A 15,692-nucleotide genomic window follows, 5' to 3' on the forward strand; every position below is an offset into this window, starting at 1 on the left:
GGTGTGGGCCGCTCCGAGCAGGTGAACCAGCCGAGCTGCGGAGACCCTGGTCAGCGCGTTCGATCTGGCCGAGACGCTCGAGCGCGTCCTCGCCTCCGGCATGGACGCCTGCGGAGCGGCCGGCGCCGGCATCGTGATCGAGGACGGGCACGGCAACCTGCGCGACATCGCCTACTCCGACGACCGGGTCCGCCGTCTGGAGCGGCTCCAGGTGCAGACGGCCGAGGGGCCCTGCGTCGAGTGCGTCCAGCTCGGGCAGCCGGTGGTGGTCAAGGACCTGGTCGCCGTCTACGAGCGCTGGCCCCGGTTCGCCGAGGCGGCGACGGAGTCCGGCTTCCTGGCCGTCCGCGCCTTGCCGCTGCGGTTCTACGGGCGCACGGTCGGCGCGCTCAACCTGTTCAGCTACGACGGCGCCGACTGCGCCCCCGACCGGCTTCCGACGGCGCAGGCCTTCGCCGATCTGGCGATGGTGGCCATCGTGCAGCACTCGCGCGCCCACGAGAGCGCGGCCGTCCACATCACCCGCGCGCTCGCGGCCCGCTCCGCCATCGAGCAGGCCAAGGGCATGCTGGTGGAGGACGGCCACCTGACCGTCGAGGAGGGGCTGGAGGCCTTGCGCATCCATGCCGCCCGCACCGGTGTCGGCATCAGCCGCCTGGCCGGCGGCTGGTGCGTGGCGAGGCCACCACGCGGGAGGTGCTGGGCGCGGGCAACCGCGAGCCCAGCTGAGCTCCCCCTAGGGGGAGGGCCGCCGCCGCGAAAACGTCTGCGCGTACAGTGGTGTGATGGGCAGTGACACCTGGGCCGATCTTGCCGACCCGTTCGCCGACGGCGCGTACGCCACGGTGAAGGGGCGCGTGCGCACCTATGTGATGCACCAGCAGTTGCTGGAGCAGCTGCCGCCGCCCTCGGCCTCCGTGCTCGACGTCGGCGGCGGCGCGGGCCACCAGTCGTTCCCGCTGGCGCTGGCCGGCTACGAGGTGACGCTGCTCGACCCGTCCGCCGCGATGCTCGACAAGGCCAGGGAGCGGCTCGCGCGCCTTCCCGCCGAGGCGCGGGCGCGGGTGACGCTGGTGCAGGCCGACGGCGAGCGGGCCGAGGAGGCCGTGCACGGGAGGCGCTTCGACGCCGTGCTCTGCCACGGCGTGCTCGGCTACATGGAGGACCCGGCGCCGCTGGTGGAGCAGCTGTGCCGGTGCGCGGCCGACGGCGGCATCGTGTCGATCATGGCCGGCAACGCCCACGCGATGGCGGTGCGCCCGGCCCTGGAACAGCGCTGGGAGGACGCGCTGGCGTCCTTCGACGCCACCTCGGAGACGGGCGTGCTCGGCGTGCCGACGTGGCCCACCACGGTGGAGGAGATCAGCGCCCTGCTGCGCGGACGCGGCGTGGCGCCGGTGCGCTGGTACGGGGTGTGGCTGTTCGTCGACTGGCTCGACTTCGGCGGGACCGAGCTGGACCCGACCGACCAGAAGCAGGTGGAGGCCGCGGCGGCCGTCGAACTCGAGGCGAGCCGACGCGACCCCTACCGTGCCATGAGCCGGGTCTTCCACCTCGTGGGGCGCAAGCCGTCCGCCTGAGCCCGTCCGGCCGCGTGTGTCACTTGGCGTAGACCGCGACGAAGTCGCGGGTGGCCTGGGTGTAGTAGCGGTCCGCGGCCTCGCCGAAGTCGAGGATGTTGGTCGGCTTGGGGTTGGCCGGGTCGGCGCTCGCGTCGTAGCTCATGAAGGACGGCCACGCGCCGTTCATGTCGAGCGGCATCGCGCGCACCGCGCCCGCGTGCTGCATGAGCTCGGCCAGCGTGCGGGCCGACAGCGCCTGGCCGACCACCATGATGATGTCGCCGTTCGCGGTGACGCCGACGCCCGAGCGCTCGACGTACTTCTTGCCCTGGTAGGCCCAGCCGTAGGCGTAGGGCACGTCGATGTTCGGGGCGAGGCGGCCGTTGTCGACCATCAGCTGCAGGCACTGGCGCACCCCGACCACGTCCGGCGTCATGGTGACGTCGTGTCCCCAGGTTCCGATGCGGATGGAGCCGTCCTTGTAGAAGACCTCGGAGGCGGCGCCGTCGCGCAGGGTTCCGTCGGTGCGCCCGTCGAGGTAGAAGCCGCCCTTGGAGGTGCCGTCGGTGATCCGGAAGCCGCCGTTCCAGGTGGCGATGAGGCCGGTGCGCTGTCCGACGGGGATGGTCGGCGGGACGGCGAAGTCGCCGCCCGGCTCCCGGAACCCCGGGTGCAGGAAGAACTTGGCGTGGGAGGCGCTGATCCAGGCGACCGCGGCCTCGTAGGAGGAGTGCTCGGCGTCCGGGCGGACGTAGGTGCCCTGCACCAGCGGGAGGCCGTGAAAGGTGACCAGCGCGCGCCAGACGCCCTCGCCCGGCAGGCTCGGGCTGATGCTGGTCGGCATCGGGGCGCGCAGCGGCACGGCCCCTCCCCCCGGAGCCGCGCTCTGGGTCGCCTTCATCCGGGCGAGCTCGGCGGCCGAGAGCGAGCCGCCGACGCGCGGCGGGTTCAGCTCGTACTGCCAGTCCTCCAACTGGTTGATCACCAGGCCCAGGTGGTGGTCGCGGCCCCACTCGGCCAGCCGCGCCTCGACGCCGTCGCGGCCGGGGTAGGTCAGCGCCTGCCCGATCGACCAGCCCAGCCAGCTGACGCCGAGCAGGGTGGCGGCCAGCCCGCAGCGGGTGGTGATCTGACGGCGGCGGCGCTGGGCGGGCGTCAGGTCCCTGCGGTGCTTCCACGGCAGCAGCCGACGGCGGCGACGTCGGGGCGCGGCCGTGGCGCCGTCGGCTCGGGCGGCGCCGTCGGACGTGTCGGCACCGGTCGTCTCGCGGAGGACGTCCGCGTCGTGGTCGGTCATGGCGATTCCCTCAGGGCGTGCGCGAGCGGCGTGCGGATCATCGGATGATGTGTATGCATCACCGCGGCTCAGGCTCCGTCACGCGCGACGGGGGTGAATCACCCGCACGCGCGGGCCGATCCGCTCAACGGCCGGGCGTGGGCTTGGCCTGGAGTACCGGCGAGTCCTTCCCGAACACCGGGTGGACGCTGGACTGCTGGATCCGGGCGGCATCCTGGCGGATCCCCGCGAGCGCGCCGTAGAGCGTCGAGCCGGGGCACAGGGTGCAGTCGGCGTCGGTGTGGCCGGAGAGCACCGCGAAGTTCGCCCGGCTGCCCACCTTGTAGCGGCTCTCGGAGTCGGTACAGGTCAGCGTCGTCGAGGAGAGGGCGTCGACGCCGTGCAGGCTCAGCTTCCAGGCGACCAGCGCCCCGATGGCCTTCAGCATGGCGGCGGTCGGCGTCGCGCCGTCGGTGAAGGTGCCGATCGCGGCGATGCCCGCGGTGTTGATGTTGAAGCCGCTGCAGTGGGCGCCGATCACGGGCCTGTCGACCCCGCCGTGGCGTCCCTCGTAGATCGTGCCGAAGCGGTCGACCAGGAAGTTGTAGCCGATGTCGTCCCAGCCGCGCCGGCCCGTCTGGTCGTCGTGGATGCTCCAGATGATGCTCGGCACCTCGCTGAGCGCGTACTCGTTGCCGCTGTCGGTGTGGTGCACGAAAACGGCCTTCACCGCCTGCGCGTAGCGCGGTGGGGGCAGCGGACGGGTGGGGGCGACGGTGTCCCAGTCGGCGCGGCGCACGATGGCGGGCTGGTCGGCGACCCAGTGCAGGTCCGCCGGTTGGGCCCAGGTGCGGGCGGGTGCGGTGTCCGGACCGGCCGCGGCGGAGGCGCGCGCCACCACCGCGGTGACGCCGGCGACCAGGGTGGCCTGCGCGGCCCGACGAAGGATCAGACGCCGTTCGACGTGCATGGAAATGACGATAAGCAGATGATCGGCCTGCTCGCATCGGCGCGCACGGTCACCGGCGTGTCGTGTCCGCGCCCGCCATCCGACGTACCTTGCCCGTGCCGAGCGCGACGTAAGCCCGCGGCCGCATCGGATCCTCGGCGCCGCGCCGCGACAGCAGCGCCAGCTCGATCACCCGCGCGGAGTACGCGCCGAGGCGGACGGCGCACTCGGCGGCCACCCGTCGCGGATCGCCGGTCCGGCCGAGGGACAGATGCGGGGTGAAGACCTCGAAGCGCCCGCGACAGCGTGGGAACCGCTCGGCCAGCTCCGCGTGCAGCGCCCGCCACCCGCCCGCGCCCGACGCAGCCGGGTCGAGCCAGATGGTGCTGGACCCGCGGTGCCGGAAGGTGCGGATCCCGGCGAGCCGGACCGGGAACGGAGCCACTCCGCCGAGCGCCTCGGCGACCAGGGGAGCGGCCAGCTCGAAGTCGGACTCGGGCACGAACCCGAAGAGCACGTTGACGTGCGGCGGCCAGCGCCGGATCTGCGGGTCGTGTTCGCGGCGCACCGCCTGGACCGGCGGCCACAGCTCGTCGGGTGGGAGCCAGGCCAGGGCCGTCCGCGGCGTCGGCGCCACGTCGAGGACGCCTCCGGCCGGTGTGGGCCGGGCGTTCGGATCGGTCATCGGCCCGCCGTTCCCCGCGGCGGCTGCGGCGGCTCGCGGCGGTGGTGTCACGCGGCCGCGTGGTCCCGGGATGCCGGAGTACCCACGTTCCCGGCATCCCGGGTGAGGAGCCGCGAGGAAACCTGTCCATGCCCTCGCGACACGGGGCTCCGGCCGCTCAAAGCGGAGTCCCCGCAGAGGCCACGTACCCACGCTGGCCTGCGCAAATCATGTCGCTGTGCGTGGCGGACCGGGCCGCGAGGGTCACCTCGGCGACCTGGGTCACCTGCCGAAGTGGCCCGGCGCCCAGCCGGAGACCAGATGGACGCCCAGCAGCGCGACCGCGAGCCCCGCGCCCAGGGCCGCCGCGAGCAGCGTCCAGCGCAGACCGCGTCCGGCCACCGCGTCGCGGCGCAGCTCCGAGCCGAGCAGCCGTGGCAGCCGCCACAGGTACACCAGCACGTGGATCCCGGCCAGGCCGACCCAGAGGACGAACGAGGCCTTGTGCAGGAACAGCACCTGGTCGGCCGTGCGGCCGCGGCCCAGCAGGGCCAGCGTGATGCCGGTGGCCAGCACGGCCGCCGACGTCAGCACCAGCAGCGGGCCGAGCAGGCGCAGCGGCATCGCGGGCGCGCCCTTGCGCCGGTAGGCGTCCGCGCCGGTGTAGTACCGGAAGGTCCGGTAGCAGGTCGAGCCGATCTTCAGCGCGACCGGGCCGGTCAGCATCAGACCGACGAAGAAGTGCACCGTGAGCAGCTGCGTCAGCGACAGGATGGTGAATCCCTGCACGGCGAAGAGCACCAGCAGCACCGTGCCGGTGGCGGCCGTCAGCCGTTCGTTGCCCTCGGGGCCGCGCGCTCGGCGGTGCTCCTGACGGGTGGCGGCGGCGGGAGCAGTGGTCACCGTGCATCCTTCCGGGGGCGCGTGCAGCGGACCTGCGCGCAGGACTCGGACTCGTGCGGCGAGTCTGCCGGACCGGTGACTAAGAACTCGTTCAGTTCGTTCGCCGTGCACCGCCCCTGACGTCAGGGGCGGGCTCGCTCCAGACGCAGCGCCAGTACCGGGCAGGCGGCGACGGCGCGGCGGGCGTGCGCGGCGAGCTCGGGCGGGACGGTCGCGGAGTGGACGATCGGGAAACCCCACTCGTCCAGCGACAGGAGCTCCGGCAGCAGCTCGGCGCAGGCCCCGTGGCCCTCGCACGCGATGCGGTCCAGACGCAGCGACTGTTCGTTCGATCGGGTCAGCGCCATGCCCGTCACCTCCACTCGTCCGGGCCGGGGACGGAGCCCGTCGGCACGTGCAGGACGGGCTCGTGGTGCACCGCCGGGCAGGGGCCGTGGTGCAGATGGCGCTCCACGTCCGCGGCGAAGGTGCGCAGCGCGGTCGCGGCGAAGCGGGAAGCGCCGTCCGGGTGGCGGCAGGCCCCGCGTCCCGCCAGCAGGCCGACGCGGCGCTCCAGGCGCCTCAGCCCGTCCGGGTCGAGCCGGCCGAAGGCGAGCGCGGCGAAGTCCTCCGCGACGGCCGGGAGGCCGAAGCGGCACGGACCGCACTGCTGCGCGCCGTTGCGCGCCAGGAACGCCAGCACGGACGCGGTCTCCGCGAGGCCGCAGGCGCGCTGCGGCAGCGCGACCAGCACACCCGCGCCCGGGCCCGCGCCCAAGGCGGCGAGGTCCTGCTTGGTGAACGGCGTCGGCAGCGCCTGCTCCGCCGGGAGCCAGCTGCCGAAGAAGCCGCCGACCAGCACCGCGGACAGCGGCTCGCTCGGCCCGCCGCCGTGGGCGAGCAGGCGGCCGATCGGCGCGCCCATCGGCGCCTCGTAGACGCCGGGGTGCCGCACCGCCCCGCCGAGGGTGACCAGCGTGGTGCCGGGCGCGTCCGGGGTGCCCGCCTCGCGGTACCAGGCCGGGCCGTAGCGGGCGATCAGAGCCAGGTGCGCCAGCGTCTCGACGTTGTCGATCAGGGTCGGGCGCTTGCCGACGCCCTTCTCGAACGGGCGCGGCGGCGTGGACAGCGGCCGGGCGTCGCCGCCGTTCAGCCAGCGCACCAGCGCGCTCTCCTCGCTGGAGACGTAGTGGTGCGGCAGCTCGTGCAGGCGCACCGGCAGCGGGTCGACGCGGCGGCGCTCGCGCTCGGCCAGGGCCGCGTGCAGCTCGTGTACCTGGTGCTGCCGGGTGCGGGCCACGCACAGGTGTGCCTCGCGCGCGCCGACCGCCCGCGCGGCCAGCGCGATCCCGTCCAGGACCAGGTGCGGCGCGAGTTCGAGCAGGGTCGCGTCCTTGGCGCTCGCGGGCTCGCTCTCCATGGCGTTGGCGACCACCACGGCCGCGCCGCGGCCGTCCGCGACGGCCTGCAGTTTGCGCGCGGTGGGGAACGCCGCGCCGCCGCGGCCGGTCAGACCGGCCTCCTCGACGGCGTTGATCAGCGGCGACGCGTGTCCGCGGCGGGCGCGGTCGAGCGGGAGCGGGCCGTAGCGGTCCAGGTGGTCGGTCAGGTCGGCTGCCCGTCCGGTGGTGAACCAGCCCGACAGCAGCCGGGTGCCGTGCGGTCCCGGCGCGGAGCCGTCGGCGGGGACGGCGGGCATCGGCCGCGTGGACTCGTGGACGCTCTCGGCGGTCATCGGGTCGCCTCCTTCGTCGGTGTGGGCGGCGTGGCGAGCGCGGCCGTCGCTGTTCCGGGGGTGGTCGTTCCGGGCGTGGTCGTCCCGGGTGTGGTGGTTCCGGGTGTGGTGGTTTCTGGGAGCGGCGACGCCGCGGCCGGTGCCGGGCCCTCGGCGCGGTGCGACCAGCCGGGCGCCAGCGGGCCGACGTGCAGGAAGGTGACCAGCGCGAGCGGGACGGCGAGGGTGGCCGCGCCCGCCGCCACGCGGACGAGGGCGTGTCCCGGTCCGGCGCGGAACAGCCGCCACCACACGGCCAGCACGACCACGCCCAGGCAGAGCGCGTACAGGGCGAGCTGCAGGGTGTCCTTGGTGTCCGTGCCCGTGCCGGCGGCGTGGAAGACGGCGATCGGCCACGAGCCGTAGGCCAGCCAGTGGATCGCCTTCCAGCGCCGCTGCCCGATCCGCAGGCGCAGGCCGGCGGTCGCGCTGGTCAGCGTGACGGCCAGGAGCAGGTCGAAGGCGACCGTGCCGAGGCCCAGCCAGAGCGTGCGGTAGCCGGAGGTGAAGGGCACCAGCGTGATCCACCAGCCGAGGTGGACGAAGGAGTCCATGACGGCCGTGACGATGTGCAGGGCGAGGAAGACCAGCGTCAGAAACGCCAGGTTCCGGTGCAGGTTGGTGACCTCGAACCGGGCGACGGTGCGGGGCGCGTGCCGTCCGCCCACGGCGATGCCGAGGGCGACGGTGGCCGTGAGCAGCACCAGGGCGACGGTGCCGCCCGCGCGGGTGGCGTACCAGAGCGGGCTGGGTGCGGTGCTCGCGGCGAGCAGAGCGGTGGTGGGGGTCATGCCGCGCCTCGCTGGTTCGGGGTGTCGGTCGGCGCGTCGGCCGGGGCGTCGTGCTCGGCGTGGTGCGGGGCCTCGCCGGGCACGTCCTCGGGCCAGCCGCCGACGCGGAGCACGGTGCCGTCCTCGTTGACCAGGCGGGCGGGCAGGCCCGCGTGGCGGAGAGCTGTGGGGGCCTCGGGGCCGAGGATCATCGCGGCCGTGGCGGCTGTGTTCGCCGCGACGCACGAGGGCGCCGCGACGGTGACGGTACGCCAGCAGACGGCCGGGTTGCGGCCGGTGCGGGGGTCGACGATGTGGTGCAGGCGCTGCCCGCCGCGCTGCCAGGCGCGCACGGCGGAGCCGGAGGTGGCCAGGCCGCCGGTGTGCACGGCGACGACGGGGGAGTCGGGCGCGGGCGCGCGGTGGTCGTCGGCGATCGAGACACGCCAGCCGCCGGCCGGGGTCCCGCCCGCGACGGACAGGTCGCCGCCGAGGTTGACCAGCACGCCGCAGCGCAGTGCGGCGGCGATCCGTTGTGCGGCCCGGTCGGCGGCCCACGCCTTGGCGGTCGCGCCGAGGTCCAGCGCGGCCCCGGCGGGCAGGCGCACGCGCCTGCGGGCGGCGTCCCACACGACGTTCCGCCAGCCGGGCGCGGGCGAGGTCGCGGGCCCGCCGAGCTGCTCGGGGCGCAGCGAGGCGAAGGTGCGGTCGTAGCCCAGGCCGATGACGGACGCGCCGACGGTCGGGTCGACCAGGCCGCCGCTCTCCGCCGCCGCCTGCCACGCCACGTCCAGCGCCTCGGCGAGCAGCGGTCCGACGACCACGGCCGCGCCGTCGGCCGCGTTGACGCGGGACAGCTCGGAGTCGGTGCGGAACCGGCTGCAGGCGGTGTCGATCGCCGCGAGCTCGGCGTGCAGCAGGCGCAGGGCGGGCGCGAGTCGCGTCGGGTCGGTCACCAGCAGGTGGGCGGTCGTCCCGAAGACGGGGAAGCTCGCCTGGCCCGGAGGCTGGTCCTGATCATGGGAGGGGGTGCTCATGAGCCACCCGTGGTCGTGTGGGTCGGCTGCGGCGCCGACGGGGGAGCGACGCTCGTCGGGGGCGGCGCGACGGGGGTCGGCGGGACGTAGGGCGCGGCCGAGCTGTGCACCGGCGCCGGCACCGGGGAGACGCTGTGGGTGCGCTTCGGCGTCGCCGAGTGCGTGGCCGGAGTCTGGGTGTGCGTGGGCGTCGGCTTGGGCGCGGCGGTCGCACTCGTGCTCGGGGACGCGGAGGGGGTGGCCGAGGACGTCGAGGGTGAGGGACTCGGCGTCGTCGCGGCGCCGGTCGAGCCGCCGCCCGTGGTGGAGGCCTGGGCGTAGCCCGTGGCCAGCGCGACCGAACCGACCGCGGCGGCTGCGGTCACCCAGCGCGTGGTGTTTCCGACGCGGCGTACCGACCGGTCGCGGCGGTGGGCCCGGGCGCGGGCGGCGGGCTGCTCGGGGGCGTCCATCGGGGCGTCTCCTCGGGTTCGGCGGGCGGCTACCGCACCAGCCTGCACACCCGGCACCCGGGATTTCGGTTCAGGAAGTCTTAAGAACCGGTAAACATCCGTTTTTGTACGGAGATCATCCGGTGGGCGTCCCGGTGCCACCGCCGTTCGCGCCCGAGTCGCCGCGCTCGGCCCGCTCGCCGCGTTCGCCCCGCTCGGTCCGCTCGCCGCGCGGGGGGCGGCGGTCGCGGCGGACGGGACGGGCGGTGCGTGCCTCGGAGGGGCCGGCCGGAAGGGAGAGGCGCACGGTGAGCCCGCCGCCGGGCGTCTCCTCCAGCGTCGCCTGACCGCCGTTCGCGGTGACCAGCCGGTGCACGATGGCCAGGCCGAGCCCGGTCCCGCTCTCGCGCCCCGTGTCGAAGCGCCGGAACGCCCGCTCGCGCGCGGACTCGTCCATCCCGGGCCCGTGGTCGATCACCGCGAGGGTGACCGTGCCGCCCTCCGCCGGGCGGCTGGTGCGGATCTCCACCTGGCCGCCCGCCGGGGCCGCCTCCAGCGCGTTGGCGAAGAGGTTGTCCAGCGCCTGCTCCAGATCGCCCGGCCCCATCGACGCGGTCAGCTCGGCCGGTCCGCTCGCGGTGAAGCGCACCTCGCGTTCGGCTGCCACCGGCTCCCACGCGGTGATCCGGTCGGCGACGACGCGGTCCAGGCGCACCGGGGTCGCCCGGGGCACCGAGTTCTCGGCGCGGGCGACCGCGAGCAGGCCGTCGACCATCCGGGACAGGCGCGCGATCTCCTCCTGCGCGCCCGCCAGCTCCACGGCGAGGTCGTCCTCCACGTCGGCGGCCAGCAGGTCCAGCCGCAGGCGCAGCGCGGTGAGCGGGGTGCGCAACTGGTGCGAGACGTCGGCGATCACCGCGCGGTGGCCGTGGATCAGGTTCTCGGTCCGGGCCGCCATGGCGTTGAAGGTGGCCGCGAGCCGGCGCACCTCCGGTGGGCCGTTCGTGACCGCGGCCCGCGCGCCGAGGTCGCCCTCGCCCAGCCGTGTGGCCGCGTCGTCGAGCTCGACCAGCGGTCGCCCGACCCAGCGGGCCAGCCGGGTGGCCACGAACAGGGCGGCGGCCAGCGCGCCGAGCGCGCAGAGGCTGAGCCAGCCCCAGACCGTCAGCAGCTGGTGGTTCAGGTCGTCGGTCGGCCGGGAGTAGACCAGCGCGCCTGAGGCCGGGACGGTGTCGTCGACCGGGATCGCCATGGTCAGCCACCCGTCGTTCTGCCGGGTCTGTGCCTTGCCGGTGCGGAGCACGTCCGCGACGGCGGAGGGCGGCAGGGCGGAGGCGTGGCACGGGGTGGAGAGGATCAGCGTGCCGTGCTTGTCGTAGACCAGGGCGCAGTCGCCGTGCCGGCCGGCGTTCGCGACCTGATCGGCGGCCTCGGTGTCGGGGTGGTTGTCGGAGAGGTGCTCCTCGGCGGCGGAGGCGACGGCGCGGGCACGCGCGGCGGTCTCCTCGCGGAACGAGTCGTGCTCGCGGTCGGTGATGGAGATGCCGAGCGGCACCACGGCCAGCACCAGCAGGGCGACGATCAGCGCCCCCACGCTGAGGGCGATCCGTCGGGTCACGACCGGACGTCCGGCGCGGGGGAGCCGGAGCCGCGGTGCTCCTCGCCCTCGTCCTCCGCGGCCTCGTCCTCCGTGGCGTCCGCGCCCGCGGCGTCGGCGTCTGCTGCGGCGTCCGCGAGCTCGGAGAGGTCGCCCAGGCGGAAGCCGCGCCCGTAGACGGTCTCGACCAGGCCCGGCGCGCCGAGCTTGCGGCGCAGTGCGGCGATGTGGACGTCGAGCACCTTGGTCGGTCCGTACCAGTGGGCGTCCCAGGCGCGTTCGAGTATCTCCTGCCGGGTGACCACGCGGCCTGGGTCGACCGCGAGACAGTGCAGGATGTCGAACTCCTTGGGGGTGAGCGCGGTCTCCTGGCCGCCGACGGTGACGCGCCGGGTGCGCGGGTCCACCGTGAGCGGCCCGTGCACGATCAGCTCCACGCCGCTCGGGCGGGTGCGCCGCAGCACCGCGCGCAGCCGGGCCAGCAGCTCGGCCAGGCCGAAAGGCTTGACCAGGTAGTCGTCCGCGCCCTCGTCGAGGGCGGCGACGCGGTCCGCCTCCTCACCGCGCGCGGTGACCACGATGATCGCCGCGTCGGACTGGCGGCGCATGCGGCGGCAGACCTCCACGCCGTCGACGTCGGGCAGGCCCAGGTCGAGCAGGACGACGTCGGGGACGGGCCGCGCGCCGAGCGCCTCCGCCCCCGTCCCGGCGCAGCGGACGGCGTAGCCGGCGCGGGTCAGCCCGCGCACGAGGGAGTCAGCGATGCCCTGGTCGTCCTCGACGACCAGCACGGACAGCGCGGCGCTCGCCACTGCGGTGTCGGTGACCTGTGCCATTGGCCCAGCGTAGAGCCTGACCCGAGGTGCTCCGGGCCGATGCGGGGGACGGCCCGGGATCTTAACCGGATTTGAAGACGTTCCGTACCGTCGGTTGACGGGGCTTCACGCACACTGGAGACATGAGCGGGAAGCCCGCCTTCCGTGCTTCCCGGCGTTCCGCGCTCCAGGGGGAGGAGGCCGCATTGTCCGCCGCCCATCCGTACCGACCGCCCGCCCCGCCCGGTCCCTCCGAGCGCCGCAGCGCCGGGCTGCTCCGCGTCCGGCGGGTGACCCGGTGGACCCTGGTCGGCTCCGCCGCCTCGGCCCTGGTGCTGGGGCTCGGCTACGCCCACGCCCTGCCCGACCTCGCCTCCCTGCTCCCGTCGCACGCCTCCGACGGCGGCGGCACCAGCGACTTCACCGGCGGCTCCGGCGCGAACTCCGGCGGCGGGGCCCAGGCCCCCAGCCTGCCGGGCGCGGGCTCCGGCGGCAGCCACACCTCCACCGGCGCGTCCTGACCCGCCGTCCGTCCACCGCGCTTCGTCCGTCCACCGCGTCTCGTCCGCCCATCGCGCTTCGTCCACCGCAAGCCACCTCCCCGGCCCCGGACGGGGGCTTCGCCGCGGCAGCCCCCGGCAAAGCCCGGTCCGGGGCCTCACCTTGCGGGGTCGTCATGCCGGGTCGTCCGGCTGCGGGTCCCGGCCCTGGATCTCGGCGGCGGCGCGGTGCAGCGCGGCGAGGACGGTGCGGACGGCGCGTCGCGCCGTGCGCTCCGGCCGGTGCAGGACGTCGATGTGGCGTCGGGCGTGGACGGCGCCGAGCGGCCGCAGGACCAGGTCCTGGTGTGCGCGCGCGGTCCAGCGCGGCATCAGCGCCAGGCCGCCCCCGGCGGCCACGATCTCCGCCGCGACGGCGAAGTCGTTGACGCGGTGCGCGATGCCGAGGCGACGGTTGGCGACACTGCCGATGGCCTCGATGGTGGACATGAGCGGGAAGCCGTCGTGGACGGTGATCCAGGGCTGCTCGGCCACGTCCTGGGGCAGCAGCACCGCCAGGGCGGCGAGCGGGTGGCCCGCCGGCAGGGCGACGTCGAGCGGCTCCCGCAGCAGGGTGCCGGCGGTCACGCCGCGGGGCCAGGGCGCGCTGTGGTCGAGGCGGTGGGCGAGGACGAGGTCGTAGTCCCGGGTCAGGGCGGGGAAGCGGTCCTGGGCTACGTCCTCGTCGGCGAGCGCCAGGCGCGGCCGGCCCGGGCCGGTGAGGTCGCGCAGCAGCAGGGGGAAGAACGCCGAGGCCGCGCTGTGGAACGCCGCCAGTGAGACGTCGCCGTCCGGCTGCTCGGCGAAGTCGGCGACGGTGTGCCGCGCCCGGGCGAGGGCGCTCTCCACCTCGACGGCCGCGCGGGCCAGGGCCTGCCCGGCGTCGGTCAGCACCACCCGGCGCCCGGCGCGCTCGGTGAGCGGGACCGGGATCGAGCGCTGTAGGAGGCGCAGCTGTTGGGAGATCGCGGAGGGCGTCACGTGCAGCGCCTCGGCCACGGCGCTCACACTTCCCAGTTCTCCCAGCTCGCGCAGGATCCGTAGCTGCCGCTCGTCCATGCCGACAGTGTAGGCCTGCTACAGCTTGGGTTTAGAAAGCTGGTGATTGTCTTCAACATGCCGCTGGTCCAGCGTGGGGGCATGCCTGTCGCGCGCCGTACCGATGCCGTGCTGTTCCTGATCGCCCTCGTCTGGGGTTCCAGCTACCTGGCGGCCAAGACGGCCACGGGCACGCTCCCCGTCCCCACCGTGCTGTTCGCCCGCTACGCGATCTCCGCGCTCGCGTGCGTCGCGTTGGTCGCCTTCCGCCGCCGGGGACGCCCCTGGACGCGCGCGGAGGTGCGCGCCGGGTCGCTGCTGGGGGTCACGCAGGCGGCAGTGCTGGCGTTGGAGACCTACGGAGTCGCGCACACCAGCGCCGCGAACGCCGGGTTGATCATCAGCCTGACTATCGTGCTCACGCCGCTGCTGGACCGGACGGCGAGCGGCCGCCGACTGCCCTGGACGTTCTTCGCCGCCGCTGGCCTGTGCGTGCTGGCAGTCGGTCTGCTGACCTCGAGCACCGGGCTGCACACGCTGCGGCTCGGTGACGCCCTGGTGCTCGCTGCGGCGGTCGTGCGGGCAGGGCACGTCGCGTTCGTCGGACGGCTCACCGCCCACCGCCCCATGGACCCGCTGCACCTGACGACGGCCCAGACCGTCGTCGGCTCGGCGCTGTTCCTGCCGCTCGCCCTGGTTCACGTGCCCGCCCTGGCCCACAGCAGCGCCGCCACCTGGTCGCAGCTCGTCTATCTCGCCCTGTTCTGCAGCGTGTTCGCCTTCGTGGCGCAGACCTGGGCGGTGCAGCGCACCTCCGCAAGCCGGGCCAGTCTGCTGCTGGGCACCGAACCGATCTGGGCCGTCGTGGTCGGCATCAGCCTCGGTGGCGAACGCCTCACGGTGCCGGCCTCGCTCGGAGCCGTGCTGATGATCGTGGGAACGTACTGGGGCCAGGCCGTCGAACGCGTCCACCGCACCGCTGTGACGCAGTCCGTGGCCACGCAGTCCATTTGAATCCTCTTCGTCGACGAGCCGACCTCGGGCCTCGAGGCGCTATGCGTCGGCATCATGAACACCACGCTGCGCACCATCGGCCGCCCCGACGAGCTGCGCGAGCAGCTGTTCGCCAAGACGCTGCAGGTCGCCACCCCCGAGCCGCTCCTGACGCTGCCCCTCCCTACCTCCAGCGGCGACGCCGCCGGCCGAAGAACCACCCCGCCGGCGGCTTGTCCGCCCGCCACGGCTGCGGCTCCGGCGCCTCCTGCCGCCACCGTGCCGCCAGCATCCGCGCCCGCCCCGACGGCTCACTGACCTCCGCGCCCCGCACGAACGCCTCGTCGAGGACGACGGAATCCCAGCCGTCGGCGGTCTCACCGTCCTCCCGCATGTGCCCTCCCGCTCCGTCGTCGAGGGTCGACGATGCGCCAAGTCTGCAACATCGCCCGTCAAGTCCACGTGAGGGCCCGATCGCCGACTCAGACCGGGGGCTGCCACGGAATTCGGTCGCGGTCGGCGGCGTCCGGACCGGAGGATGGCGCCGATGCCTCCTTCGACGCCTTCCTCGACGCCCTCCTCGATCCGTGACTCCCTGACCGGCCTCGCCGTCGGCGACGCCTTCGGCGCCCAGTTCTTCGTCCCCGACAACCTGCCGGCCCTGCGGGCTCGGCGGCTGCCGCCCGGCACCTGGCCGTGGACCGACGACACGGAGATGGCCTGCTCCGTGGTCGAGGTGCTGACCCGCTGCGGAGCTGTGGAGCAGGACGCGCTGGCTCGGGCCTTCGCCGAGCGGCACGACTTCGACCGCGGCTACGGGCCCGCGATGAACCGGATGCTGCGGCTGGTGCGGCAGGGCGGGGACTGGCGCGGGCTGGCCGCCGGGCTGTTCGACGGGCAGGGCTCGTGGGGCAACGGCGCGGCCATGCGGGTCGCGCCGCTCGGCGCGTGGTTCGCCGGGGATCTCGGACTGGTGGCCGAGCAGGCGCGGCTGTCCGCCGCGGTGACGCACACCCATCCCGAGGCCGCCGCGGGGGCGGTCGCCGTCGCCGTCGCGGCGGCGGTGGCCGCGCGGGGCGGGGGCGGGGCGGAGCTGCTGGAGGCCGCGACGGAGCTGACGCCGCGGACGCGGGTGCGCGACGGGCTCGTGGAGGCGTGGACGCTGCTGTCGCAGCCGCACGCCGCGTACGCCGCGCACCGGCTCGGCAACGGACGGCAGGTCAGCGCCGCCGACACGGTGCCGTTCGCGCTCTGGTGCGCCGCCCGGCACCTGGGCCGGTACGAGGACGCGCTGTGGGCGTGCGCCTCCGTCGGCGGCGACGTCGACACCACCTGCGCGATCGTCGGCGGGATCGTCGCGGCGGG

Annotated in this window: 18 protein-coding genes; 5 read left to right on the forward strand and 13 right to left on the reverse strand. The window is 74.9% G+C overall.

The window, feature by feature from the left end:
- Positions 1–64: 64 nt before the first annotated feature.
- Complete coding sequence (locus tag TR48_RS04980) at positions 65–796, forward strand: GAF and ANTAR domain-containing protein (RefSeq protein WP_268873559.1); 732 nt, start codon at positions 65–67, stop codon at positions 794–796.
- Positions 786–1,580 carry a class I SAM-dependent methyltransferase gene (locus tag TR48_RS04985; RefSeq protein ID WP_042364620.1) on the forward strand — a complete coding sequence of 265 codons (795 nt, stop codon included), beginning with the start codon at positions 786–788 and terminating at the stop codon, positions 1,578–1,580. Before TR48_RS04980 ends, TR48_RS04985 begins: the two co-directional genes overlap by 11 nt.
- 19 nt (positions 1,581–1,599) lie before the next feature.
- On the opposite strand, the gene TR48_RS04990 is transcribed toward TR48_RS04985, so the two are convergent.
- From TR48_RS04990 to TR48_RS05040, 11 genes are all read right to left on the reverse strand, one after another.
- Entirely contained in the window at positions 1,600–2,859 is a 1,260-nt protein-coding gene (locus TR48_RS04990) for a phosphodiester glycosidase family protein (protein ID WP_042364621.1), read from the reverse strand.
- Positions 2,860–2,983: 124 nt separating this feature from the next.
- Positions 2,984–3,808, reverse strand: coding sequence for a peptidoglycan recognition protein family protein (locus TR48_RS04995; protein ID WP_063770902.1), 825 nt, complete (start codon positions 3,806–3,808; stop codon positions 2,984–2,986).
- A gap of 49 nt (positions 3,809–3,857) precedes the next feature.
- The gene (locus TR48_RS05000) at positions 3,858–4,472 is read right to left on the reverse strand and encodes a 2'-5' RNA ligase family protein (RefSeq protein WP_042364622.1); all 615 of its coding nucleotides are present in this window, start codon (positions 4,470–4,472) and stop codon (positions 3,858–3,860) included.
- Positions 4,473–4,733: 261 nt separating this feature from the next.
- The gene (locus TR48_RS05005; protein WP_042364623.1) at positions 4,734–5,354 is read right to left on the reverse strand and encodes a hypothetical protein; all 621 of its coding nucleotides are present in this window, start codon (positions 5,352–5,354) and stop codon (positions 4,734–4,736) included.
- Positions 5,355–5,476: 122 nt separating this feature from the next.
- Positions 5,477–5,701 carry a ferredoxin gene (locus TR48_RS05010; RefSeq protein ID WP_042364624.1) on the reverse strand — a complete coding sequence of 75 codons (225 nt, stop codon included), beginning with the start codon at positions 5,699–5,701 and terminating at the stop codon, positions 5,477–5,479.
- Positions 5,702–5,706: 5 nt separating this feature from the next.
- Entirely contained in the window at positions 5,707–7,068 is a 1,362-nt protein-coding gene (locus TR48_RS05015; RefSeq protein ID WP_236652010.1) for an NADH-ubiquinone oxidoreductase-F iron-sulfur binding region domain-containing protein, read from the reverse strand.
- The gene (locus TR48_RS05020; protein ID WP_063770903.1) at positions 7,065–7,898 is read right to left on the reverse strand and encodes a ferric reductase-like transmembrane domain-containing protein; all 834 of its coding nucleotides are present in this window, start codon (positions 7,896–7,898) and stop codon (positions 7,065–7,067) included. Before TR48_RS05020 ends, TR48_RS05015 begins: the two co-directional genes overlap by 4 nt.
- Positions 7,895–8,914, reverse strand: coding sequence for an FAD:protein FMN transferase (locus TR48_RS05025; protein ID WP_063770904.1), 1,020 nt, complete (start codon positions 8,912–8,914; stop codon positions 7,895–7,897). The genes TR48_RS05020 and TR48_RS05025 overlap by 4 nt, the downstream gene beginning before the upstream one ends.
- Positions 8,911–9,366, reverse strand: coding sequence for a hypothetical protein (locus TR48_RS38600; protein ID WP_052442404.1), 456 nt, complete (start codon positions 9,364–9,366; stop codon positions 8,911–8,913). Before TR48_RS38600 ends, TR48_RS05025 begins: the two co-directional genes overlap by 4 nt.
- Positions 9,367–9,481: 115 nt before the next feature.
- Positions 9,482–10,963 carry a sensor histidine kinase gene (locus TR48_RS05035; RefSeq protein ID WP_063770905.1) on the reverse strand — a complete coding sequence of 494 codons (1,482 nt, stop codon included), beginning with the start codon at positions 10,961–10,963 and terminating at the stop codon, positions 9,482–9,484.
- Positions 10,960–11,778: a response regulator transcription factor gene (locus TR48_RS05040; protein WP_084728798.1), complete on the reverse strand. Its 819-nt coding sequence runs from the start codon at positions 11,776–11,778 to the stop codon at positions 10,960–10,962. Before TR48_RS05040 ends, TR48_RS05035 begins: the two co-directional genes overlap by 4 nt.
- Positions 11,779–11,900: 122 nt before the next feature.
- Between TR48_RS05040 and TR48_RS05045 the strand changes: the two genes are divergently transcribed.
- A complete protein-coding gene (locus TR48_RS05045) occupies positions 11,901–12,278 on the forward strand; it encodes a hypothetical protein (protein WP_152627795.1) in 378 nt (125 codons plus the stop codon).
- Positions 12,279–12,431: 153 nt separating this feature from the next.
- Here the strand turns inward: TR48_RS05045 and TR48_RS05050 are convergent, their stop codons facing one another.
- On the reverse strand, positions 12,432–13,355 hold the full coding sequence (locus TR48_RS05050) for a LysR family transcriptional regulator (protein ID WP_042364627.1): 924 nt from the start codon (positions 13,353–13,355) through the stop codon (positions 12,432–12,434).
- 81 nt (positions 13,356–13,436) lie between these two features.
- Between TR48_RS05050 and TR48_RS05055 the strand changes: the two genes are divergently transcribed.
- Complete coding sequence (locus TR48_RS05055) at positions 13,437–14,348, forward strand: DMT family transporter (RefSeq protein WP_042364712.1); 912 nt, start codon at positions 13,437–13,439, stop codon at positions 14,346–14,348.
- A 163-nt stretch (positions 14,349–14,511) separates the two neighbouring features.
- Here TR48_RS05055 and TR48_RS05060 read toward each other — a convergent pair whose 3' ends face one another.
- On the reverse strand, positions 14,512–14,721 hold the full coding sequence (locus tag TR48_RS05060) for an SGM_3592 family protein (RefSeq protein ID WP_042364628.1): 210 nt from the start codon (positions 14,719–14,721) through the stop codon (positions 14,512–14,514).
- Positions 14,722–14,874: 153 nt separating this feature from the next.
- Between TR48_RS05060 and TR48_RS05065 the strand changes: the two genes are divergently transcribed.
- A partial coding sequence (locus TR48_RS05065; RefSeq protein WP_042364713.1) for an ADP-ribosylglycohydrolase family protein occupies positions 14,875–15,692 on the forward strand: 818 nt, incomplete at its 3' end.

It is taken from the genome of Streptacidiphilus neutrinimicus (assembly GCF_000787815.1).
Taxonomy (GTDB): Bacteria; Actinomycetota; Actinomycetes; order Streptomycetales; family Streptomycetaceae; genus Streptacidiphilus; species Streptacidiphilus neutrinimicus.

Bases quoted from the DNA above. Each gene is read 5' to 3' on its own strand.
- TR48_RS04990 (WP_042364621.1), bottom strand. From the start codon at position 2,859: ATGACCGACCACGACGCGGACGTCCTCCGCGAGACGACCGGTGCCGAC.
- TR48_RS04985 (WP_042364620.1), top strand. From the start codon at position 786: ATGGGCAGTGACACCTGGGCCGATCTTGCCGACCCGTTCGCCGACGGC.
- TR48_RS05000 (WP_042364622.1), bottom strand. From the start codon at position 4,472: ATGACCGATCCGAACGCCCGGCCCACACCGGCCGGAGGCGTCCTCGAC.
- TR48_RS05060 (WP_042364628.1), bottom strand. From the start codon at position 14,721: ATGCGGGAGGACGGTGAGACCGCCGACGGCTGGGATTCCGTCGTCCTC.
- TR48_RS05025 (WP_063770904.1), bottom strand. From the start codon at position 8,914: ATGAGCACCCCCTCCCATGATCAGGACCAGCCTCCGGGCCAGGCGAGC.
- TR48_RS05045 (WP_152627795.1), top strand. From the start codon at position 11,901: ATGAGCGGGAAGCCCGCCTTCCGTGCTTCCCGGCGTTCCGCGCTCCAG.
- TR48_RS05010 (WP_042364624.1), bottom strand. From the start codon at position 5,701: ATGGCGCTGACCCGATCGAACGAACAGTCGCTGCGTCTGGACCGCATC.
- TR48_RS05040 (WP_084728798.1), bottom strand. From the start codon at position 11,778: ATGGCACAGGTCACCGACACCGCAGTGGCGAGCGCCGCGCTGTCCGTG.
- TR48_RS38600 (WP_052442404.1), bottom strand. From the start codon at position 9,366: ATGGACGCCCCCGAGCAGCCCGCCGCCCGCGCCCGGGCCCACCGCCGC.
- TR48_RS04995 (WP_063770902.1), bottom strand. From the start codon at position 3,808: ATGCACGTCGAACGGCGTCTGATCCTTCGTCGGGCCGCGCAGGCCACC.
- TR48_RS05055 (WP_042364712.1), top strand. From the start codon at position 13,437: ATGCCTGTCGCGCGCCGTACCGATGCCGTGCTGTTCCTGATCGCCCTC.
- TR48_RS05020 (WP_063770903.1), bottom strand. From the start codon at position 7,898: ATGACCCCCACCACCGCTCTGCTCGCCGCGAGCACCGCACCCAGCCCG.
- TR48_RS05050 (WP_042364627.1), bottom strand. From the start codon at position 13,355: ATGGACGAGCGGCAGCTACGGATCCTGCGCGAGCTGGGAGAACTGGGA.
- TR48_RS05015 (WP_236652010.1), bottom strand. From the start codon at position 7,068: ATGACCGCCGAGAGCGTCCACGAGTCCACGCGGCCGATGCCCGCCGTC.